This is a genomic window from Nocardioides exalbidus (genome assembly GCF_900105585.1).
GTDB classification, from domain to species: Bacteria; Actinomycetota; Actinomycetes; order Propionibacteriales; family Nocardioidaceae; genus Nocardioides; species Nocardioides exalbidus.
Map to the genome: position 1 here is coordinate 329453 of NZ_FNRT01000002.1, position 21241 is coordinate 350693.

At 71.8% G+C, this 21241-nt stretch carries 21 protein-coding genes; 7 read left to right on the plus strand and 14 right to left on the minus strand.

Annotation, left to right across the window (positions count from 1 at the left end; translation table 11 throughout):
• Window positions 1–24: 24 nt before the first annotated feature.
• From BLV76_RS01990 to BLV76_RS02000, 3 genes are all read right to left on the minus strand, one after another.
• A complete protein-coding gene (locus tag BLV76_RS01990; protein ID WP_090967625.1) occupies window positions 25–1110 on the minus strand; it encodes an ABC transporter ATP-binding protein in 1086 nt (361 codons plus the stop codon).
• A 135-nt stretch (window positions 1111–1245) separates the two neighbouring features.
• Window positions 1246–1893, minus strand: coding sequence for a DUF1707 SHOCT-like domain-containing protein (locus tag BLV76_RS01995; RefSeq protein WP_090967626.1), 648 nt, complete (start codon window positions 1891–1893; stop codon window positions 1246–1248).
• 45 nt (window positions 1894–1938) lie between these two features.
• Window positions 1939–3024, minus strand: coding sequence for a flavin-containing monooxygenase (locus BLV76_RS02000; protein WP_090967627.1), 1086 nt, complete (start codon window positions 3022–3024; stop codon window positions 1939–1941).
• A gap of 63 nt (window positions 3025–3087) precedes the next feature.
• On the opposite strand from BLV76_RS02000, the gene BLV76_RS02005 reads away from it, so the two are divergent.
• The gene (locus BLV76_RS02005) at window positions 3088–3849 is read left to right on the plus strand and encodes an isocitrate lyase/PEP mutase family protein (RefSeq protein WP_090967628.1); all 762 of its coding nucleotides are present in this window, start codon (window positions 3088–3090) and stop codon (window positions 3847–3849) included.
• A 99-nt stretch (window positions 3850–3948) separates the two neighbouring features.
• On the opposite strand, the gene BLV76_RS02010 is transcribed toward BLV76_RS02005, so the two are convergent.
• Both BLV76_RS02010 and BLV76_RS02015 read right to left on the minus strand, forming a co-directional pair.
• Window positions 3949–6255 carry an MMPL family transporter gene (locus tag BLV76_RS02010; protein ID WP_090967629.1) on the minus strand — a complete coding sequence of 769 codons (2307 nt, stop codon included), beginning with the start codon at window positions 6253–6255 and terminating at the stop codon, window positions 3949–3951.
• 66 nt (window positions 6256–6321) lie between these two features.
• The gene (locus tag BLV76_RS02015) at window positions 6322–6921 is read right to left on the minus strand and encodes a TetR/AcrR family transcriptional regulator (RefSeq protein ID WP_175539535.1); all 600 of its coding nucleotides are present in this window, start codon (window positions 6919–6921) and stop codon (window positions 6322–6324) included.
• Window positions 6922–7059: 138 nt separating this feature from the next.
• Between BLV76_RS02015 and BLV76_RS02020 the strand changes: the two genes are divergently transcribed.
• Window positions 7060–7458: a PLD nuclease N-terminal domain-containing protein gene (locus tag BLV76_RS02020; RefSeq protein WP_090967630.1), complete on the plus strand. Its 399-nt coding sequence runs from the start codon at window positions 7060–7062 to the stop codon at window positions 7456–7458.
• Window positions 7459–7477: 19 nt separating this feature from the next.
• On the opposite strand, the gene BLV76_RS02025 is transcribed toward BLV76_RS02020, so the two are convergent.
• The 4 genes from BLV76_RS02025 to BLV76_RS02040 all read right to left on the minus strand — a co-directional run bounded on the left by BLV76_RS02025 (window position 7478) and on the right by BLV76_RS02040 (window position 11311).
• Window positions 7478–8527 carry an ABC transporter ATP-binding protein gene (locus BLV76_RS02025; protein WP_090967631.1) on the minus strand — a complete coding sequence of 350 codons (1050 nt, stop codon included), beginning with the start codon at window positions 8525–8527 and terminating at the stop codon, window positions 7478–7480.
• Entirely contained in the window at window positions 8524–9312 is a 789-nt protein-coding gene (locus BLV76_RS02030; RefSeq protein ID WP_090967632.1) for an ABC transporter permease, read from the minus strand. The genes BLV76_RS02025 and BLV76_RS02030 overlap by 4 nt, the downstream gene beginning before the upstream one ends.
• Window positions 9309–10070: an ABC transporter permease gene (locus BLV76_RS02035; protein ID WP_217630234.1), complete on the minus strand. Its 762-nt coding sequence runs from the start codon at window positions 10068–10070 to the stop codon at window positions 9309–9311. Before BLV76_RS02035 ends, BLV76_RS02030 begins: the two co-directional genes overlap by 4 nt.
• A 116-nt stretch (window positions 10071–10186) precedes the next feature.
• Window positions 10187–11311, minus strand: coding sequence for an ABC transporter substrate-binding protein (locus BLV76_RS02040; protein ID WP_217630235.1), 1125 nt, complete (start codon window positions 11309–11311; stop codon window positions 10187–10189).
• 218 nt (window positions 11312–11529) lie between these two features.
• On the opposite strand from BLV76_RS02040, the gene BLV76_RS02045 reads away from it, so the two are divergent.
• The gene (locus BLV76_RS02045) at window positions 11530–13239 is read left to right on the plus strand and encodes a fumarate hydratase (RefSeq protein ID WP_090967633.1); all 1710 of its coding nucleotides are present in this window, start codon (window positions 11530–11532) and stop codon (window positions 13237–13239) included.
• Window positions 13240–13254: 15 nt separating this feature from the next.
• On the opposite strand, the gene BLV76_RS02050 is transcribed toward BLV76_RS02045, so the two are convergent.
• Window positions 13255–14121: a MerR family transcriptional regulator gene (locus tag BLV76_RS02050; protein WP_175539536.1), complete on the minus strand. Its 867-nt coding sequence runs from the start codon at window positions 14119–14121 to the stop codon at window positions 13255–13257.
• A 101-nt stretch (window positions 14122–14222) separates the two neighbouring features.
• On the opposite strand from BLV76_RS02050, the gene BLV76_RS02055 reads away from it, so the two are divergent.
• Entirely contained in the window at window positions 14223–14453 is a 231-nt protein-coding gene (locus BLV76_RS02055) for a hypothetical protein (RefSeq protein WP_090967635.1), read from the plus strand.
• Between the two features lie 9 nt (window positions 14454–14462).
• Here the strand turns inward: BLV76_RS02055 and BLV76_RS02060 are convergent, their stop codons facing one another.
• On the minus strand, window positions 14463–15326 hold the full coding sequence (locus BLV76_RS02060; protein WP_175539537.1) for a MerR family transcriptional regulator: 864 nt from the start codon (window positions 15324–15326) through the stop codon (window positions 14463–14465).
• A gap of 199 nt (window positions 15327–15525) precedes the next feature.
• Here BLV76_RS02060 and BLV76_RS02065 point away from each other — a divergent pair, with 199 nt between their 5' ends.
• Together BLV76_RS02065 and BLV76_RS02070 are read left to right on the plus strand one after the other, a co-directional pair.
• Window positions 15526–16191, plus strand: coding sequence for an HNH endonuclease family protein (locus BLV76_RS02065; protein WP_090967637.1), 666 nt, complete (start codon window positions 15526–15528; stop codon window positions 16189–16191).
• 44 nt (window positions 16192–16235) lie between these two features.
• Window positions 16236–16910: a spermidine synthase gene (locus BLV76_RS02070; RefSeq protein ID WP_090967638.1), complete on the plus strand. Its 675-nt coding sequence runs from the start codon at window positions 16236–16238 to the stop codon at window positions 16908–16910.
• Here the strand turns inward: BLV76_RS02070 and BLV76_RS02075 are convergent.
• The 3 genes from BLV76_RS02075 to BLV76_RS02085 are packed head-to-tail and all read right to left on the minus strand — an operon-like array spanning window position 16907 to window position 19768.
• Window positions 16907–18796, minus strand: a complete 1890-nt coding sequence (locus BLV76_RS02075; RefSeq protein WP_139306440.1) for a penicillin-binding transpeptidase domain-containing protein — start codon at window positions 18794–18796, stop codon at window positions 16907–16909. The genes BLV76_RS02070 and BLV76_RS02075 overlap by 4 nt on opposite strands.
• Window positions 18797–18845: 49 nt before the next feature.
• Window positions 18846–19409 carry an SRPBCC family protein gene (locus BLV76_RS02080; RefSeq protein ID WP_175539538.1) on the minus strand — a complete coding sequence of 188 codons (564 nt, stop codon included), beginning with the start codon at window positions 19407–19409 and terminating at the stop codon, window positions 18846–18848.
• Window positions 19406–19768 (minus strand): ArsR/SmtB family transcription factor, encoded by a 363-nt coding sequence (locus tag BLV76_RS02085; protein WP_090967641.1) that lies wholly within the window; start codon window positions 19766–19768, stop codon window positions 19406–19408. The genes BLV76_RS02080 and BLV76_RS02085 overlap by 4 nt, the downstream gene beginning before the upstream one ends.
• A gap of 53 nt (window positions 19769–19821) precedes the next feature.
• On the opposite strand from BLV76_RS02085, the gene BLV76_RS02090 reads away from it, so the two are divergent.
• The gene (locus BLV76_RS02090) at window positions 19822–21204 is read left to right on the plus strand and encodes a class II fumarate hydratase (RefSeq protein WP_090967642.1); all 1383 of its coding nucleotides are present in this window, start codon (window positions 19822–19824) and stop codon (window positions 21202–21204) included.
• Window positions 21205–21241: the final 37 nt, after the last annotated feature.

Consider the following 21241-nt stretch of genomic DNA (forward strand, 5'->3'; position numbering starts at 1 on the left):
GCCCGTGCCGATCCGACGGAGGTCTCAGGCGGAGAGTCGCTCGCCCGTCTCGGTGTCGAAGACGTGGACGTGCTGCGGGTCCGTGGTCACGTGGAGCAGCTCGCCCTTCTGCGGGTGCTGGCGTCCCGCCACCCGCACGATGACGTTGGACGGCGTGCCCTGCACGTCGCACGTGCCGTAGACGAAGCTGTCGGCCCCGAGCTCCTCGACCACGGTCACGAGCACGGGCAGGCCGCCCTCGCTCGCGCCGACGATGCGCCAGTTCTCCGGGCGCACGCCGACGGTGACGTTGCCGCTCATCTTGCGCTCGGCGGTCGGGTCGACCGGCACGTCGTAGCCACCGACCTTGACCGTGCCGTCGTCCCCGGCGACCCCCTCGAGGAGGTTCATCTGCGGCGAGCCGATGAAGCCGGCGACGAAGAGGTTGGCCGGCTTGTCGTAGAGCTTCAGCGGGGTGTCGACCTGCTGGAGGACCCCGAGCTTCATCACCGCCACGCGGTCGCCCATCGTCATCGCCTCGACCTGGTCGTGGGTGACGTAGACCGTCGTGACACCGAGGTCCTGCTGCAGCCGGGCGATGTCGGTGCGGGTCTGCACCCGCATCTTCGCGTCGAGGTTGGACAGCGGCTCGTCCATGCAGAAGACCTGCGGCGCACGCACGATCGCGCGACCCATCGCCACGCGCTGGCGCTGGCCACCGGAGAGCGCCTTGGGCTTGCGCTGGAGGAACTCGGTGAGCCCGAGGATCTCCGCCGCCTTGGCCACGCGCTCCTTGCGCTCGGAGGCCGAGACCTTGGCCATCTTGAGGGAGAAGCCCATGTTCTCCTCGACGGTCATGTGGGGGTAGAGCGCGTAGTTCTGGAACACCATCGCGATGTCCCGGTCCTTCGGCGGGACGTTGGTCACGTCCCGGTCGCCGATGAACACCTTCCCGTCGTTGATCTCCTCCAGCCCGGCGAGCATGCGCAGGGTGGTGGACTTGCCGCAGCCGGACGGGCCGACGAGCACCATGAACTCGCCGTCCTCGATCTCGAGGGAGATCCCCGGAACTGCTGCCTCATCGGCCCCCGGATACCACCGCTGGGCCTTCTCGAACGTCACTGTTGCCATTGTCTGCTCCTTCACCGGCAGGTACGTGCCGGACGATCCGTAGTGAAGTGACGCAGGCCACACTAGTCAGACCGGGTGTGGAGGCGCAGCACCCGGTCGGCTGCCGTGAGACGGTCGAGCGGGATCGGCGGGCGATCAGTAGGTGCCGAGGTACTTCTTCGGCGTGCCGGGAGCAGGCAGCCGCTGGATGTTGACCGAGCCCATCAGCGCCATGCCGCGCACCCGGAGCGTCGGGGAGTCCGGGCCGATCTCCGCCGGCACCTTGTCCTTGCCCTGGGTGAAGTCGCCCATGATCGGGGTCCCGTCGACGACGACGTGCATGTGCGCGGGGACGATGATCTTGACCTCGCCCATGATCGAGCTGGCGTTGATCTGGGTGTCGTGCGACTGGAGGTGCGCCTGCCGCAGGTCGATGACGACCGATCCCATCAGCGCGAAGGCGCTGTGGTTCTCCGGGACCGACCAGACGCCCTGCCGCTTGGTCTCCCCCATGATCGCCGTCGAGGAGTTGTGCCCGACCATGGGCAGCTGCGGCTGCGGACGGCGCACGGGGGAAGCTGCCGGCGGTGCGACCGGGCCCGTCGCCTGGAGGTCGAGCGTGATGGGCACGAGCTCGCCGTAGGTCTTGGCCGCGAACGTCAGCTCGAGCCGCTCCTCGAGCTCGTCGAGGTCGAGGCGGCCGTCCCCGGCGGCGTCACGCAGCACGTCGGCGACGCGCTGGCGGTCGGCGTCGGAGATGCGCATCTGCGACGGATCGTGCGGGCGGTTCTCGATCTCCCCCATGGGCCCAGACTAGCGAGCGATCGGCCCCGGCACCCGTGACGGGCGTCAGGCGCCCAACCCGGTGAGGTCCTCGGCGGCTGCGGACGCCAAGTGGCGCGACACCGCCAGCGCGGCCTGCCGCCCGGCGCGCGAGGCGCCGATGGTGCTCGCCGACGGGCCGTAGCCGACGAGCTGCACGCGCGGGTCGACGACCGAGGTGGTCGCGCCCTGCACGTTGCCGCGCACCGGCACGAGCGCGATCCCGCCCTCGGGCGTGCGCAGCCCGAGCGGGGCGAGGTGGTCGACCGCGGGCCGGAACCCGGTCGCCCAGAGGATCGCGTCGACGGGCTCGACGCGACCGTCCGCCCACCTGGCTCCCCCGGCCTCCAGCCGCTCGAACATCGGGAGCCGGTCGTACGCCCCGAGCCGGGCCGCCTCCTGCTCCTGCGGGCGCAACGCCAGCCCGGTGACGCTGACGACGCTCGCCGGTGGGAGCCCACGGCGTACGCGCTCCTCGACCGCGGTGACCGCGGCCAGGCCCGCGGCTGCGTCGAACTCGTCGCGCCACACGGGAGGCCGCCGCGTCACCCAGAGGGTGTCGGTGATGGGCGCGAGCTCGCCGAGGAGCTGCACCGCCGAGGCGCCACCGCCGACGACGAGGACCCGCTTGCCGCGGAAGTGCTCGGCGCCCGGGTAGTTCGCGGTGTGCACCTGCTCGCCGATGAAGTCGGCGATGCCCGGGTACCAGGGCACGAACGGCCGGGTCCACGTGCCGGTGGCGTTGACGAGGGTGCGCGTGCGCCACGTGCGCGCGCCGGCACGGACGACGAGCAGGTCGCCCTCGCTCTCGACCCGGTCGACGCGGACGGGGCGTACGACGGGGAGGTGCTGGTCGCGCTCGTAGCCGCCGAAGTAGTCGGGCACCACGACGTTGGCGGCGAGCGCCGAGCCGTCGGGTGCGGACGACGACGGCAGGTCGGCGACGCCGTGGACGTCCGCCATGCTCAACGACGACCACCGGTGCTGCCACGCGCCGCCGGGGCCGGGGTTCGCGTCGAGGACGAGGTGCTCGATGCGCCGCTCGCGGAGGAAGTAGGACGCCGCGAGGCCGGCCTGGCCCGCGCCGATGACGAGCGAGTCGAAGATCTCCACGCCGACTGAACACCCGTCCGTCGGGACCTATGCCCGGGCGCCCTTCCGTGGAAGCCTCGGGTCATGGACATCGCCACTCGCGCCACCACGCTGCTCGACCTCCACCACACGGGCTCCACGCTGGTCCTGCCCACCGTCTGGGACGCCTGGTCCGCCCGGACCGTCGTCGACGCGGGCTTCTCGGCCCTCACCATCGGAAGCCACCCGCTGGCGGACTCTCGTGGGCAGGCCGACAACGAGGGGATGACGATCGACGACGCGCTCGACGGCGTCCGCCGAGTCTGCTCCGCGGTCCCCGACGTCCCGGTCTCCGCCGACATGGAGTCCGGCTACGGTGCACCGGCGCACGAGCTCGTCGAGCGCCTGCTCGAGGCCGGCGCGGTGGGCGTCAACATCGAGGACACCGTGCACTCCGAGGGCGGGCGGCTGCGCGACGTGGAGGAGCATGCCGACTACATCGGTGCGATCCGGCAGGCCGCGGACGCGGCCGGCGTCGACCTCGTCGTCAACGCCCGCACCGACGTCTTCATGAAGGACGGGCAGTTCGACGACCCGCTCGCCGAGGCCATCACCCGGATGCAGGCGTGCGAGGCGGCCGGGTCGCGGAGCAGCTACCCCGTGCGCGTGCCCGACGCCTCGACCCTGAAGGCGCTGCTCGACGCGCTGGACGGGCCGGTCAACGTGACCGCCAACCCGAGGTCGGGTGCTCCGTCGGGCTCGCTCGACGAGCTCCGCGCACTGGGCGTGCACCGGGTGACCTTCGGGCCTCTCCTGATGAAGGAGCTCGCTCCCGACCTCGCTGCGCTGGTGGCCGCCTGGAAGTAGGCCTCGGACGACAGTGCGGTCCTCGTGACGTGGGATTCGCGTCACGAGAACCGCATTCCCCGGGGAGTCACCGGATATCCGGTGACTCCCCGGTAGGAGTCAGCCGACCAGCTCGGGCTCGGGCTCCTCGCGCCACTGGGCCGAGGCATGGCCACGGTCGAGCGACTCGCCCTCGACGTCGATCACCGGCAGCAGGCGGTCGAGCCACCTCGGCAGCCACCAGGCCTTCTCGCCCATGAGGTAGAGCAGCGCCGGGACGAGCACCATCCGCACGATGAAGGCGTCGAAGAGGACCGCGACGGCGAGCGCGAAGCCCATCGACTTGATGATCGGCTCGTCGGTGAGCATGAAGGCCGCGAAGACCGAGGTCATGATCACGGCGGCGGCCGAGACGACGCGCGCCGAGTTGCGGAAGCCGTCGACGACCGCCTCGCGCATCGACGCGCCGTGCACGTGCGCCTCGCGGATCCGGGTGACGAGGAAGACCTGGTAGTCCATCGCCAGCCCGAAGACCACGCCGATCAGGAAGATCGGCATGAAGGACACGAGCGGTGCGCCCTCCACGATCCCGAACATCCCGTCCTGGAACACCAGCACCGTCGCGCCGAGCGTGGCCAGCACCGAGAGCAGGAAGCCGAGCGTCGCGGTCAGCGGCACCAGGATCGAGCGGAAGACCAGCATCAGCAGCAGGAACGCGAGGCCGATGACGACGGCGAGGTAGACCGGCAGCGCGTCGGCGAGCTTCTCGGAGACGTCGGCCTGGATCGCGGTGATGCCGGTGACGCCGGTCGTCGTGCCGGTCTCGGACTCGATGGCCGCCTGGCCGTCGCGCAGCTCGTGCAGCAGGTCCTCGGTGGCGACCTCGTCCGCCCCCGTGGCGGGCGTGATCATCACCTGGGCGCCGGTGCCGTCCTCGTTGGTGGCGACGACCTGGGCGTTGACGACGCCGTCCATGCCGGCGGCCCAGTCGACCACCTCGCCGAAGGCGGTGCCGCGCTCGTCCTCGGCGACGTCACGCGCGTCGACGACGACCACGAGCGGACCCTGGCGGCCGGGGCCGAATCCCTCGGTCACGAGGTCGGCGGCGCGGCGCTGGGTGGTCTCCGGCGACGCGGTGGAATCGGTCGGGAAGGCCAGGTGCAGGTTCGCGACGGGTACGGCGAGCGCGCCGAGGCCGACGACGACGAGCAGGATCGCGGCCACGGGCGCCCGGCCGACGAGGCGAGCCCAGCGGACGCCGTTGTTGAGCACCCGGCCCTTCTCGTCGCGCTGCGGGCGGTAGCGGCGGACCCGGCCACCGAAGGCCTTCGACCCCAGCATGCCGAGGACCGCGGGGAGCAGGGTGAGCGCGACGAGGACGGCGATCAGGACGGTGCCGGCGGCCGCGAGGCCCATGCTCGTCAGGAACGGGATGCCGACGACGGACAGGGCCGAGAGCGCGATCAGCACGGTCAGGCCGGCGAAGACGACGGCCGACCCGGCGGTGCCGGTGGCGATGCCCATCGCCTCCGCGCGGTCGTCGGTGTGGTCGAGCTCGCTGCGGTAGCGGGCGAGGATGAAGAGCGCGTAGTCGATGCCGACCGCGAGGCCGATCATGCTCGCCAGGATCGGCGTGCTCGAGCCGATGTCGAAGAACGCGGTCGCACCGACGACGCCGAGCAGGCCGGTGCCGAGGCCGATCAGCGCGGTGATGATCGGGATGCCCGCGGCGACGACGGAGCCGAAGACGATGAGCAGCACGACGACGGCGACACCGATGCCGATGAGCTCGGACGAGCCGCCCTCCAGCTGCGCGATGAGTCCGGAGCCGTTGACCTCGGCGGTCAGGCCACCCGTGTTGGCGTCGGCGACGGCGTCCTTGATCGCCTCGACCGTCGCCGGCTCGACGTCGGTGACCTGGTCCACGTCGAGGGCGTAGGTGATCGTGCCGATGCGGCCGTCGTCGGACAGCGGTGACAGCGCGGCGAAGTTCTCGCGAGCCTGCCCCTCGTCACCCCCGGCCTCGACCACGGCGTCGACCATCTGCTGCTCCTGGGCGTCCGCGGCCGTGACCGGGTCGAGGATCGTGTCGGCGGCCGGCGCCTGCGGGGTGTCGGCCAGCTCGGCGACCAGGTCGCCGACCTGGCCGGCGTACGGCTCCTCGGCGAGGGTGTGCCCCTCGGGCGCGGCGACGACGACCGTGATGCCGGCCTGGTCGAAGGCGTCGACCGAGTCCGGGAAGAGCTCGGCCTGGAGGTCGGCGGCCTTCTCCGACGGGATGCCCGGGATGGAGAAGGCGTCGGTCATCGGCTTGCTGATGGCGGTGGCGGTGAAGCCGACCGCGACCAGCGCGACGAGCCAGGCGGCGATGAAGGCGTACCAGCGCCGGTGGGCCGTGCGGCCGAGGCGGTGGAGAAGACGTGCCATGGGAAGGTTCCCCCGTCGAGTGGTGCGTGCTGGATCGGTGAGTGGATGAGTGAGGCGGAGCCGGGATCAGCCGAAGAGCCGGCGGACCGTGGCGATGCCGTCGACGATGAGCTGGGCGAAGTCCTGCTCGGGGTCGTCGACGAAGGCGGTGACGGCGGCCTCGGTGACGCCACCGACGACCGCGATGGCGATCTGCATGTCGCGCACGGGCAGGTCGCCCCCGGGCCGCTGGGCGGCGACGTCGACGAGCTGCTCGACCAGCCGACGCATGCGCTGCTTCAGCGTGATGAGCAGGACCGGGTTGGCGTGGACGATGCGGTCGAAGCGCTGGATCGTCGCGACGTCGACGTCCTCGTTCTCGAGGAGGTTGAGCAGCAGGGCCTGGAGGTCGTCGACCAGGTCGCCGGTCGGGCCGCCGCTCCGGAACAGCTCGAGCTCCTGCGAGTCGAGGTCGAGCTCCGGCCCGAGCACGGCGTCGACCTTGCTCGGGTAGTGGTTGAACAGGGTGCGGCGCGAGACGTCCGACGCCTCGGCGAGCTCCTCCATCGTGAAGCCGTCGACACTGCCGCGCTCGTCGGCGAGGCGCTGCGCGGCGTCGGCGATGCGGAGCTGCGTGGCGCGCCTGCCGCGCCCTCGCCCGGCACCCTGAATTGCACTATCGGACACACAGTGCAGTTTTGCACTCTTGGCCCCATGGTGCAAATCAGGGACTTCGCCCACCGCCCATCGACCCGCGCTACGCTGCCGCCGCGACGGATCGGACCGTCGACCGTGGCCCCGGCCGGGCCGACCTGCGGGGGTCCCATGCTTCGGTTGCTGTTCTTCCTGGTCCCGATCGTGCTGTCCATCTACTGCGTGGTGGAAGCCATCTCGAGCCGCGACGACGAGGTGCGCAACCTGTCCAAGATCCTGTGGATCGTGCTGATCCTGTTCTTCCCGTTCGTCGGGTCGATCGCGTGGCTCGCCGCCGGACGGCCGGTGCGGGCGCCCCGCCGGTCGGGCCCCTACGAGCGGAGCGCGAGCGCGTTCCCGGAGTACGACCGGCCGGGTCGGTTCGCCGCGGCGGACCCCGAGGCGGACGACGCCTTCCTGAAGAAGGTGCGCGAGCGGGCCGAGGAGCAGCGCCGCAGGGCCCAGGAGCAGAAGAGGACGCAGCAGGAGGCCGGCGAGGCCGGGCCGGAGCCCGACCAGCCGACCTCCTGAGGGCTGTCCCGGCCTCGGGTCAGGCGACGACCAGGACGGGCGCCGGCGCCACCTCGAGGCGTACGACGTCTCCCGCCGCGAGCCGGACGGCGTCCGAGCTGGCGAGCTGGGCGACGACGTCCGTGCCGTCGGCCAGCGAGCAGGTGACCCGCGAGAGCGGACCGAGGAACTGCACGGTCGTGACCGTGCCCTGACCGGCGGCGTCCGCGACGACGGAGACCGCCTCGGGCCGGACGAGTGCGAAGCCGCTGCCCTCGGCCGATCCCGGCAGGACGGGCACCGCCTGCCCCAGCACCGTCGCCGTACCCCCGCCGACCTGCGCCGGGATCCGGTTGCTGAGCCCGACGAACTCGCCGACGAATTGCGTGGCCGGCGAGGAGTAGAGCTCGGTCGGCGTCGCGAGCTGCTCGAGCCGGCCGGCGTTCATCACGCCGACCCGGTCTGCGACGGCGAGCGCCTCCTCCTGGTCGTGGGTGACGAAGAGGGTCGTCGTGCCGACCTCGATCTGCACGCGGCGGATCTCGTCGCGCAGCTGCACGCGCACCTTCGCGTCGAGCGCCGAGAGCGGCTCGTCGAGCAGCAGCACCGACGGCTCGATCGCGAGCGCCCGGGCGAGGGCGACACGCTGCTGCTGGCCGCCCGAGAGCTGGTGGGCGTAGCGGTCGGCGTGCTGTCCCAGCCCGACGAGGTCGAGCATGTCGCCGGCCCGCTTGCGTCGCGAGGCACCGTCCTTGCCACGGAGCTTGAGGCCGAAGGCGACGTTGTCGACCACGGTCATGTGGGGGAAGAGGCTGTAGGCCTGGAAGACCATCCCCATGTCGCGCTTGCTGGCCGGCACCTTCGTCAGGTCCTTGCCGCCGACCGTCACCGTCCCGGCGGTCGGGTGGTCGAGCCCGGCGAGGATGCGCAGCGCGGTGGTCTTGCCGCAGCCCGACGGGCCGAGCAGGCAGACCAGCTCCCCCGGCTCGAGGTGCAGGGTGAGCCCGTCGAGGGCGCGCACCGCCCCGTAGACGCGGGTCAGGTCGGTCAGCTCGACGGCGAGGCCACGCTCGGTGGTGAGGGCGGTCATGAGGATGCTCCTTGCTTGTGCCGGTCACGGCTGAGGAAGGTGAGGCCGACGAGCAGCACCGACACGAAGACCATCGAGGCGAGGGCTGCGGCCATGGCCGCGGGCGAGTTGCTCCGGTTGAGCGCCGCCATCGCCACGGGGAGGGTGTCGAAGTGCAGCAGCGAGGCGAAGACGTACTCCCCCATCACGAGCGCGACGGAGATGAAGGCCGCACCGAGGACGCCGCTGGTGATGTTGGGCAGGACGATGCGCACGATCACGGTCAGCCAGCCCGCACCCAGCGAGCGGGCCGCCTCCGCGAGGGTGCGGACGTCGATCGCGGACAGCGCCGCGTCGATGGCCCGGTAGGAGTAGGGCAGCACCAGCACCACGTAGGCGAAGGTGAGCACGAGCGGTGAGTCACCGAGCAGGTAGGTCACCCACGAGTAGACGTTGCTGATGCCCACGACGATCACCAGCGCGGGGATCGTCAGGGGAAGCAGGCAGAGGAACTCGACGAGCTTGCGCGCCCTCGGCACCCGCAGCCGCACCCACACCATCGTCGGCACCAGCAACGCCACCATCAGCACGACGGTGAAGAGCGCCAGCAGCAGCGAGGCGATGATCGAGGACCGGAGGTCCTCGTCGGTGACCATGTAGGCCCAGCTCTCCCAGGTGCGACCCTCGGCGCTGCCCCGGGCCTGGGTGGAGAAGTCGAACATCGCCAGCAGCGGCACGAAGAAGTACGCCGCGAACGCGAGCAGCAGCACCGCACGCAGGATCCGGAACGACCGGGTGGGCGTCATCGCATCCACCTCGACGTCCGCTTCAGCAGCACGTTGTAGGCCACCATCACGATGGTCACCACGACGATCATCTCGAGCGCCAGCGCGAAGCCGACGTTGGCCTGGCCGAGCAGCACCTCGCTGGTGATCGCCTGCCGGATGAGCAGCGGGACGATCGGCTGGCCCTGGCTGACCAGCACCGCCGCGGTGGCGTACGCCGCGAACGCGTTCGCGAAGAGCAGCAGGGTCGCGCCGAGGAAGGCCGGCGTCAGCAGCGGGATCGCGACGTGGCGCCAGTAGTCCCAGGTGGAGGCACCGAGGTTCGTCGCGGCCTCCCGCCACTGGGGACGCAGCCCCTCGAAGGCCGGGGCGAAGACGATGACCATCAGCGGGATCTGGAAGTAGCAGTAGACGACGACCAGGCCGGGCAGCCCGAACAGCCAGCCGGAGCCGTAGAGGTTGACGCCCACCATCGCGTCGACGGCCTTGGTGATCACGCCCACCGGGCCGATGGTCGCGATCCACGCGAACGCGAGCACGACGCCGCCGAACTGCGCGAGCACGCCGCTCACCGCGAGCGTCGTGCGCCGGAGCAGGCTCGACTCGGGCATCGAGACGACGAGGTAGGCCAGCAGCGCGCCCAGCACGGCGCCGATGACCGCGGTCGACGCGGAGAGGATCAACGACCCCTTGAGCGCGGTGAGCGCCGCGTCGCTGGTGAGGGCGTCGAGGTTGCCGAACGTCAGGGCGCCGGCCTCGTCCTGGAAGGCGCCGAGCACGACGGTGAGCGTCGGGACGACCAGGAAGACGAGGACGAACAGCAGGAACGGGAGGAGCGGGAGGACCGGGCCGACGGCGAACCGCCGGCCCGGAGCCCCGCTCGGAGCGGTCGTGCTCAGCGGATCGCCTTGGACCAGTTCGCAGCGAGGTACTCCCCGGCCTTGACCGTCTGGTCGTCGGTCGGGATCACCGGGTCGCCGGTGACCTCGGGCAGGGCGTCCCACAGGTCGGCGTCGATGGTGCCGGCCTCGGCCATCGCGTCACCGCGGACCGGTCGGGCGCCACCCTTGAGCCAGAGGTTCTGGCCCTCGTCGCTGTAGAGGAACTCCTGCCACAGGCGCGCGGCGGCCGGGTGCGGCGCGTCGGCGTTGATCGCCTGGTAGTAGTAACCCGCGACCACGGCCTCCTCAGGGACGACCGTCTTCCACGTGTCGACGTTGGCTGCCGCGGCTGCGCCGAGGTAGTCCCAGTCGATGACGACCGGCGTCGTGCCCTGCTCGATGGTCGCCGACTCGGGGTCGACGGTGAGGAAGTTGCCGGCCTTCTTGAGCTCGGAGAAGAAGTCGACGCCGGGGGCGATGTCGTCGGCGGAGCCGCCGTTGGCGATGGCCGCCATCATCACGCCGCTGAACGCGGCGCCGGCCTGCGTCGGGTCGCCGTTGAGCGCGACCTTGCCCTTGAACTCCGGCTTGAGCAGGTCGGCGACCGAGGTGATGTCGGGCACGACGGCCGAGTCGTAGCCGATGGACATGTAGCCGCCGTAGTCGTTGACCCAGGTGCCGTCGGCGTCCTTGAACTCGTCGGGGATCTCGTCGAACGTCTCGACCTGGTAGGGCGCGAACATGTCGGTGTTGGCGAGCGCGACCGACTGGCCGAGGTCGAACACGTCGGGCGCGCGGTCGGTGCCCTTGAGGTCGTTGGCCGCGTTGATCTCGTCCTGCGAGGCCGCGTCGGGCTGGTCGGAGTTGACCTTGATGTCGTACTTGTCCTCGAACGTCGAGATGACCTCGGCGTAGTTGGCCCAGTCCGGCGGGAGGGCGATGACGTTGAGCTCGCCCTCGTCCTGAGCGGCCTTGACCAGCTCGTCCATGCCACCGAAGTCCTCGGCGGAGGTGGCCGTGGCGGAGTCGACACCGCTCTCGGTCGTGGTGTCCTTCTCCTTCTCGGGCGCGGCGCACGCGGCGGCCGAGAAGAGGGTCGCCATCGCGGCGAGGGAGACGAGCGTCTTGCGGGTGTTCAAGAAGACCTCCAGGGGCGAAGTTCCGAGATCAGCACGAGTTGCCGGGCGGAGCCTCGTAGGTCCCGCCGACCGGAGGCTACTCCCGAGTGGACGTCGTGGATACGCGCGATGAATCCCGGGGGCGCCTCCACCACCTCACCCACCACCACGCCCGGCGGGCCGGCGGCCTCCCCGGCCCGTGCGTCCGCGCCACGCGCGTCCGCGTACGCTCAGCACTCGTGAGCGACGCTGACTTCCTCTACTCAGACCTCCTCCCGACCGCCGGTTCCAACGGCGAGGCCGAGACCCCCTACCGGCTCGTGACGACCGAGGGCGTGTCGACTCATCACGTCGACGGCCAGACTTTCCTGAAGGTCGACCCCGAGGCGATCCGCCGGCTCACCGAGGAGGCGATGCACGACATCAGCCACTACCTCCGGCCCGGTCACCTCGCCCAGCTGCGCAAGATCATCGACGACCCCGAGGCGTCCGGCAACGACCGCTTCGTCGCGCTCGACCTGCTCAAGAACGTCAACATCTCCGCCGGCGGCGTGCTGCCGATGTGCCAGGACACGGGCACCGCGATCGTGATGGGCAAGAAGTCCGAGCGCGTGCTCACCGGGGCCGACGACGGCGAGGCGATCAGCAAGGGCGTGTACGACGCCTACACCCGGCTCAACCTCCGCTACTCCCAGCTCGCGCCGCTGACGACGTTCGAGGAGAAGAACACCGGCACCAACCTGCCGGCGCAGATCGAGCTCTACTCGACGCCGGCGAAGGACGTCCCGGAGTACAAGTTCCTCTTCATGGCCAAGGGCGGGGGCTCGGCCAACAAGTCGTTCCTCTTCCAGGAGACCAAGGCGGTCCTCAACCCGACGCGCCTCATGGAGTTCCTCGACGAGAAGATCCGCTCGCTCGGCACCGCCGCGTGCCCGCCGTACCACCTCGCCGTCGTCATCGGCGGCACCAGCGCGGAGTTCGCCCTCAAGACCGCGAAGTACGCCTCCGCGCACTACCTCGACGACCTCCCGACGGAGGGCTCGATGGCCGCGCACGGCATCCGCGACACGGAGCTGGAGGCCCAGGTCTTCGAGCTCACCCAGTCGTTCGGCATCGGCGCGCAGTTCGGCGGCAAGTACTTCTGCCACGACGTCCGCGTCATCCGCCTCCCCCGCCACGGAGCCTCGTGCCCCGTCGCGATCGCCGTCTCCTGCTCGGCCGACCGCCAAGCGCTCGGCAAGATCACCCCCGACGGCGTCTTCCTCGAGCAGCTCGAGACCGACCCGGCCCACTACATGCCCGAGGCCGGGATGGCCGACGACATCGCTGGCGGCGAGGTGGTGCAGGTCGACCTCAACCAGCCGATGTCCGACATCCTCGCCGAGCTCTCGCAGCACCCGGTGAAGACGCGGCTCTCGCTCACCGGGCCGCTCGTCGTGGCGCGCGACATCGCGCACGCGAAGATCAAGGAGCGCCTCGACGCCGGCGAGGAGATGCCCGACTACCTCAGGAACCACCCCGTCTACTACGCAGGCCCGGCCAAGACCCCCGAGGGCATGCCGTCGGGCTCGTTCGGGCCGACGACGGCGGGCCGGATGGACTCCTACGTCGAGCAGTTCCAGGCCGCGGGCGGATCGATGGTCATGCTCGCCAAGGGCAACCGGTCCAAGCAGGTCACCGAGGCGTGCGGCACCCACGGCGGCTTCTACCTCGGCTCCATCGGCGGCCCCGCCGCCCGGCTCGCGCAGGACTGCATCAGGTCCGTCCAGGTCGTGGAGTACGAGGAGTTCGGCATGGAGGCCGTCTGGAAGATCGAGGTCGAGGACTTCCCGGCCTTCATCGTCGTCGACGACAAGGGCAACGACTTCTTCACCGACCCCTCCGGCGCCGTGACGGTCCCGCTGAGCTCGCTCACGGGAGCCGGCATCCGGGTCCGCTCGGCCGAGTAGGACGGCGCCGGTGACCTACGAGGTCGCCACCAGCCGGTCACGGAGGGCGAGCGCCGCCTCCCCCGCCCGGTGCCCCAGACCCTCGGCCTGCGGGACGCGCCCCTGGTGGGCGCCGCCCAGGAGGACGGGGGCGATCCGGGCGATCGCCCCGACCGCCTCGCGCACGGCCGGCAGGTCCTCGACCGTCGGCACGCCGAGCACGACGGCGTCCGGACGGAGGGCGCGGGCGGTGTCGACCCACGCCTCGACCGGGAGGTCCGCCCCGAGGTAGGTCACCCGGACCCCGCGGCTGCGCAGCACGACGGAGAACGCCATCACGCCGAGCTCGTGGCGCGAGCCGCGGGCGAGGCCGACCATGACGTGGGGCGCTCCCGACGGCGCGTGCGGGAGGTGCTCGAAGGTCTGGGACAGCCGTCGGAGCACGGCTGCGCTCACGAAGTGCTCACCCGCCACCGTGACCGCTCCCTGCTGCCAGGCCTCGCCCAGGCGGACCAGGGACGGCATGAGCCAGTCGTCCACCACCGCGCGCAGGTCGTCCTGGGCGAACGCCTTGTCGAGGGCCTGCTCGAGCCGCACGAGGTCGAAGTCGTTCGCGCACGCGGTGAGCTCGTCGACCGGACCGAACGCCGCCTCCGTCCCGTCGGGGAGCGCCACCGCGCTCGCGGTCGGCTCCTCGAGCACGTGGCGTGCCGCCTCCCGCGGGGACCACCCCGCGTCCACGAGGTCGCGCATGACCGAGAGCCGGCGGACCGCGTCGTCGTCGTAGAGCCGGTAGTTGCCCTCGCTGCGGGCGGGCCGGACCACCCCGTAGCGCTGCTCCCACTTGCGCAGCGTCTCCCGGGGCACTCCCGTGAGCTCTGCGGTGCGACCAGCCGTGTACACACCCCTACGGTAGCAGCGGAGTGGACAAACCATGGACAAACTTCTACGGTCCTCTCATCCACACACCGTGGACAAACTGTGGACAGAGACGGGAGCCAGACATGACGACCTCACCGATCGGTGACCCCGGCGACGACCGCCCGAGCGTGGGCCTCTACGTCGCCGGCGTCGCCGCGATGTTCGTCGCAGCGCTCGGCACCGTGGCGTTCGCGCCCCCGGCCTCGACCGAGCCGCCGACCAGCGACACGTGCCAGCTCGACGCCGGGCACGGGACGGGGTGGACCGGGTCGGACTGCGTGGCACCGACCCGCGTCGTCGACTTCAGGCGCTGAGCCGGGCCGTCAGGCGAGGAGCCGGTCGGCCAGCTCGACGGCAGCCGCGCCCGCCCGGTGGCCCAGGTGCTCGGGTCCGGCCACCTCGCCCTGGTGCGCTCCCCCGAGCATGACGGCGGTCAGCGGCAGCAGCGCCTCGGTGGCCTCGCGCACGGCGGGGAGGTCCTCGACCGTGGGCACGGCGAGCACGACGGCCCGGGGCTCGAGGAGCTCCACCGTGCCGATCCACGCCTCGAGCGGCAGGTCTCCGCCGAGGTAGGTCACCGCGACGCCGTGCGAGCGCAGCACGAGCGAGAAGGCCAGGACGCCCAGCTCGTGGCGCGACCCACGGACCAGCCCGACGACGACCCGCGGGGCGTGCGACGACACCGCGGGGAGCGACTGGAAGGTGTGGGCGAGGCGGCGGTGCACGGCCGCGGTGACGAAGTGCTCGCCGGCGACGGAGACGTCACCGCGCTGCCACGCCCTGCCGAGCCGCACGAGCGAGGGCATCAACCACTCGTCGACCACGTCGGCCAGCCCGCGCCCGACGAAGGCCTCGGAGAGCGCCTTCTCGAGCCGGGGCACGTCGAAGTCACGGGCGCACTCGGCCAGCTCCTCGACACGGTGGTCGGCCGTCTCGACCTCCGGCCGGGCGAGCTGCGACTCCGCGCCGGCGGCGTCCTCGACCACGCGCCGGGCGGCCTCCTGCGCCGACCAGCCGGCGTCCACCAGGCTGCGCATCACGACCAGGCGGCGCACGGCCTCGTCGTCGTACAGCCGGTAGTTGCCGGACGTCCGCTGCGGGACCACGACGCCGTAGCGCTGCTCCCACTTGCGCAGCGTCCCGGACGGCACGCCCGTGAGCTGCGCGGCTCGGCTGACGGTGTACACCCATCCAGAATAGGCCCAGCGCGGCCGGTGGGCAGCCGTTGAGGCACGCATGCGGGCGCGCCCACCGTGGACAATCCCTGGACAGTTTCCGAATGCCTGTGCGGAGCCACCGAGCCGGTCCCCCGGCATGGGTCAGGACCTTGCAGTGCACGAACCTGAGGGTTCCGGGAGGGCGCGAGCGCGACACAGGATGACGGGCATGATCTCCCTCGGGCGGGTCCTCGCGACCTCGGCACGCGCACTGTTCGTCACCGGCGCCCTCGTCGCCGTCTCCTCCGGAGCGGCGCACGCCGACTCGTCGTGGAGCGGCACGCTGACGTCCGGCATCTCGGCCATCCCGGTCGGCACGGAGAGCCGCACCGGCTACGACCGCGACCTGTTCGACCACTGGGTCGACGCCGACGGCGACGGGTGCGACACCCGCAACGAGGTGCTGGTCTCCGAGGCGGAGGACGCTCCGACGGTGGGATCGTCGTGCAGCTTGGGCGGCGGCCGGTGGTACTCCTACTACGACGGCGCCTCCCAGACCTCGGCCTCCGCGCTCGACATCGACCACATGGTCCCGCTCGCCGAGGCCTGGGACTCCGGGGCCGGTGGCTGGTCGGCCTCCCGGCGCGAGGCGTACGCCAACGACCTCGGCGACAGCCGGTCCCTGGTCGGCGTCACCGCGTCGCTCAACCGCTCGAAGGGCGACCAGGACGTCGCCGAGTGGCTGCCGCCCATCAACGAGTGCCGCTACGTCAAGGAGTGGGTCGCGGTGAAGATCCGCTGGGGCCTCACCGCCGACTCCTCCGAGAAGAGCGCGCTGTCGAGCGTGGCCTCGGGCTGCACGGACTCGGCGATCACGGTCACCGTCGTCTCCTGACCCTCGCCGGTCGAGCCGCACGAGGCACCCGCGAGGATGTGCCCGTGGAGAGCGTCGAGATCGCCCGGGCCGAGACCGAGCGTGGCGAGGTGGTGCTGCGCCGGCGCACGTCGGACACGGCACCGGACGTGCTCGAGCTCCGGGTCAACGGGGTCTTCGTGATGGACACCCTCGAGACCACCAGCGAGATCGAGCTGGCCGCCCAGGCGCTCGCCGTGGTCGCCGACCCGCGCAACGTGCTCATCGGCGGGCTCGGCCTCGGCTTCACGCTCCAGCGGGTGCTCGCCGACCCGCGCGTCGAGCGGGCGGTGGTCGTCGAGATCGAGGAGCCCCTCGTGCAGTGGATGCGCGACGCCACGGTGGTCCCCCACGGCCCCGCGCTGCTGGCGGACACCCGCGCGACGGTCGTCAACGCCGACATCGCGATGGCGATCGCGGAAGCACGCTCGTCGTACGACCTCGTGCTGCTCGACGTCGACAACGGCCCGGGCTACCTCGTCCACGCGGCCAACGAGGTGGTCTACGAGTCGGCGTTCCTCCAGCGCTGCCGCGACGTGCTCGCGCCCGGCGGGGTGCTGGTGATCTGGTCGGCGAGCGCCGCTCCTGCGCTGCTCGCGGCGATGCGCGCGGTCTTCGGCGACGCCGAGGAGCAGGCCCACGACGTGCTGCTGCAGGACCGGCCCGAGGAGTACTTCCTCTACCTCGCCCGGCAGTCCTAGCGGAGGAACGACTCGAGGACCGGGCCGGCCGTCTGCGACCCCGAGACGCCGGTCCCGACGAACACCGCGACGGCGAGGTCGCCACGGATCGCGATCATCCATGCGTGCGTCGGCAGGTTGCCGGCGGCGTCGGGCTCGCCGTACTCGGCGGTGCCGGTCTTGGCGCCCGTGACGCCGGGGACGTCCAGGAGGAACCGCCCCGACCCGGTGTCGACGACCGCGCGCACGAGGCCGCGGAGCCGGGTCGCCTCGCCCTTCGTCAGCGGCACCTCCGGCTGCACCTGCTCGACCTGGTGCTCGGGCAGCAGCGTCGGCAGCACGGTACGGCCGGCCGCGACCGAGGCGGCCACCGTCGCCATCGCGAACGGGCTCGCGAGCACCGTGCCCTGGCCGATCAGGTCGGCCGCGGCACCGGTCTCCGTCTCCGGTGGCGGCACCTGGCCGAAGTAGACCGGGAAGCCGAGGTCGTGGTCGACGCCGAGCCCGAGCGCGGCCGCGGCGGCGGCCAGGTCGCCGTCCGCCAGCCGGTCGACCTGGGAGATGAAGGCGGTGTTGCACGAGTTCGCCACGGCCTGGGTGAACGTGATGTCGCCGATCGCCGCGGCTGGGTAGTCGTCGTAGTTCTTGAAGGAGCGCCCGTCGACGACCGTGGTCGCCGGGCACGGGACCCGGTCGCCGGGCTCCATCCCGCTCCGGAGCAGGGCCAGCGAGCTGACCACCTTGAACGTCGAGCCGGGTGCGTACTGACCCGTGTCGGCCAGGTCGGCACCGGCGGCACCCGGTCCGTTGGCGGTGGCGAGGACCGCACCGTCGGACGGCCTGATCGCGACGATCGCGCTGGCCGGCCCGACGTCGGCGAGCGCGAGCTCGGCCTTGTCCTGCAGGGCCGGGTCGATCGTCGTGGCGAGGGGGGTGCCGTCGGTGGCGGGAGCCTCGAACAGGGTGCGGAGCCGGTCGTCGGCGCCGCGCGCGACGACAGCCGTGCCGGGGACGCCGCGCAGCTGCTCGTCGTAGCGGGCCTGCAGGCCGGACAGGCCGACCTCGTCGCCGGGGACGATCGCGCCGCCGGAGTCCTCGACGACGTCCTCGGTCGCGGCGCCGACCCGGCCGAGCAGCGCCGCGGCGAACTCACGCGACGGGGCGAGCGGCAGGCTGTCGTTGACCGCGAGCGCGCCCGGCACCCGGCGGAAGGCGGGCAGCACCTGCTTCGCGTCGTCCTCGCGCAGGACGACCGCCTCCACGAAGGCCTCCGCACCCATCGCCTCCGCGCGCTCGACGTAGGACGCCGGGTCGACGTCGAGGATCCGCGCGATCCTGCGAGCGCTGCGGGCCACCTGCGCTCCCTCGACCTTGGTCTTGTCGAGCCCGTAGCGCAGCACCGGGCGCTCGGTGACGAGGACGGCACCGTCGGCACCGGTGATGTCGCCGCGGTCGGGCGTCAGCGTGCGCAGGCCGAGCGTGTCGCCCTCGACGAGGTCGGAGGCCAGCGCCTCGGGCGTCCAGTCGACCGACCACGCGTCGCCGGCGGCCGTGAGCCGCACCGTCGTGTCGTAGGCCCAGGTCTGGCCGTCGGCGACCTGCCAGCTCCACGACAGCCCGACGTCGGCCCAGCCCTCCTCCTCGGTCGTGTCGACCGAGGACACCGAGACCGCCACCGGCAGGTCGTCGAGCGGGGTGACGAGCTCGGTGAAGGCGTCGCGCTGCTCCTCGGTCGTCAGCGGCAGGTCACCCAGCGTGTGCTGCGACAGCGACGCCGCGAGCTCCGTGGCGAGGTCATCGGCCGGGTCGGTGTCGTCCTCGCCGCCGAGCACCGAGCAGGCGGAGCCCACCCCCACGAGGACGAGGGAGAGACCGAGAGCGGGACCGAGACCAGGACGCAGGCGCACGATGCCATTGTGGCGGGTGGTGCGACGCTGGCGAAGGTGCGACGCGTGCTCAGGCGAAGGTCGAGCGGTAGTGGTCCGACCCGCCCTCGTACGCCGCCCACTCCACCGAGGCGACGTCCTCGCCGGCGAGATCCGCGACCAGGCGGTCGAGGTAGTAGTCCCAGCCGGGGCCGACGCTCGCGACCATCTCGCGACCCAGGTCACCGGCCGCGAGCACCTGGACGAAGGAGAGCGACGTGACGCCGTCGGCCTCGGCCAGCTCGAGCTCCATCTGCCAGTAGGCCGTGGCGCCGGACCCGTCGGCGCTGAAGGGCTGGGGCTCCCGCCCGCGGACGGCGAAGCGACGCGGCGGCTCGCACGCGAGCACGTCCATCTCCTCGGCCTCCACGTCCTCACCCTCGGCCGTCATCCGGAACGAGATCGACCCGGAGGCGGGGTCACCGCTCCACGTGCCGATCCAGCGCTGCATCCGCTCGGGGTCGGTGCACGCGGCCCAGACGTCGTCGATCGGCGCGCGGAACCGCCGCTCGATCACGAGCAGGCTCTCCCCGTCGCGGTCGACCTTGCGGCCGGTCATCGGGGCTGGCGTGGGACCGGGCGTGGGAGTGCTCATGCGGTGTCCTCCTGGGTGTGGGTGCGGTTCGTACGACGGTCGCGACCGGCGCGCCGCACCTCGAGCTCGAGGCCGTCGAGGTCGGCGTCGGCGATCGGCGGGACCGGGGTCTCGCGCAGCGCTGTCAGCAGGTCGGCGACCGGCTCGAGCCCGCCGCGCTCGAGCCGGTAGTGGCGCTCGCGCCCGCGGTCCTCGGCCGAGACCAGGCCGGCCTGAGTGAGCAGCCGGAGGTGCCGGCTGATCGCCGGACGGCTGATCGCGTGCCCGGAGGCCAGGTCGACCACCCGGGCCGGGCCCCCGGCGAGCCGGACGACCAGGTCGCGCCGGACCGGGTCGGCCAGGGCGGCGAACGGGTCCATGCCCTATTGGTAACCGATCCGTTACCTATTTGTCAACGACTAGCGTGGGAGGCATGAGCGAGATGCGCATCGAGCACGACTCCATGGGCGAGGTCGAGGTCCCGGTCGACGCCCTCTGGCGGGCCCAGACCCAGCGCGCGATCGAGAACTTCCCGATCAGCGGCCTGACCCTCCAGCCGCGGCACGTCCAGGCGATGGCCCACGTGAAGGCGGCGGCCGCGATCGCCAACCGCGCGCTCGACGTGCTGGACGACGAGCGGGCCGGCGCGATCGTCGCCGCGGCCGAGGAGATCGTCGCCGGTGAGCACGCCGGCGACTTCCCGCTCGACGTCTTCCAGACCGGCTCCGGCACGAGCTCCAACATGAACGCCAACGAGGTGATCGCGACCCTGGCCGCGCGGGCGGGCGTCGACGTGCACCCCAACGACCACGTGAACGCCTCGCAGTCGAGCAACGACACCTTCCCCACCAGCATCCACGTCGCCGCGACGCTCGCCGTGGTCGACGACCTGCTGCCGGCGCTCGACCGGCTCGCGACGTCGTTCGAGGCGAAGGCCACCGAGTTCGCCGACACGGTCAAGGCCGGCCGCACGCACCTGATGGACGCGACGCCGGTGACGCTGGGCCAGGAGATGGGGGCCTACGCCGCCACGCTGCGGCTCGGTGCCGAGCGGCTCGAGGCGGTGCTCCCCCGGGTCCGCGAGCTGCCGCTCGGAGGTACGGCGGTGGGCACCGGCATCAACACCCCGGACGCCTTCGCCGAGAAGGCCATCGCGGCGCTGGCCGAGCGCACGGGCCAGCCCTTCACCGAGGCGCGCAACCACTTCGAGGCGCAGGGGACGCGCGACTCGCTGGTCGAGCTGTCCGGGGCGCTGCGCACGATCGCGGTCGGTCTCACCAAGGCGTGCAACGACCTGCGCTGGATGTCGTCCGGACCGACGACCGGCCTCGCCGAGATCCACCTGCCCGACCTCCAGCCGGGGTCCAGCATCATGCCCGGCAAGGTCAACCCGGTGCTGCCCGAGGCGACCCTCATGGTCTGCGCGCGGGTCGTCGGCAACGACGCGACCATCGCCTGGGCCGGCGCGTCCGGGAGCTTCGAGCTCAACGTCCAGATGCCGGTGATGGCCCACGCGCTGCTCGAGTCGATCCACGTCCTCTCCACCTCGACGGTGCTGCTGGCCGAGCGGTGCGTCGACGGGATCACCGCCGACGCCGACCGGATGCGCCGCTACGCCGAGTCGTCCCCGTCGGTGGTCACGCCGCTCAACGGTCGCATCGGCTACGAGGCCGCTGCCAAGGTCGCCAAGCAGGCGCTCGCCGAGGGCGCCACCATCCGTGAGACGGTGATCGCGATGGGCTTCGTCGAGCGTGGCGAGCTCACCGAGGAGCAGCTCGACGCGGCCCTCGACGTCGACTCGATGACGGGTAGCTGACCGTCGGACCATATACCCTGCGGGGGTATGATGGGCT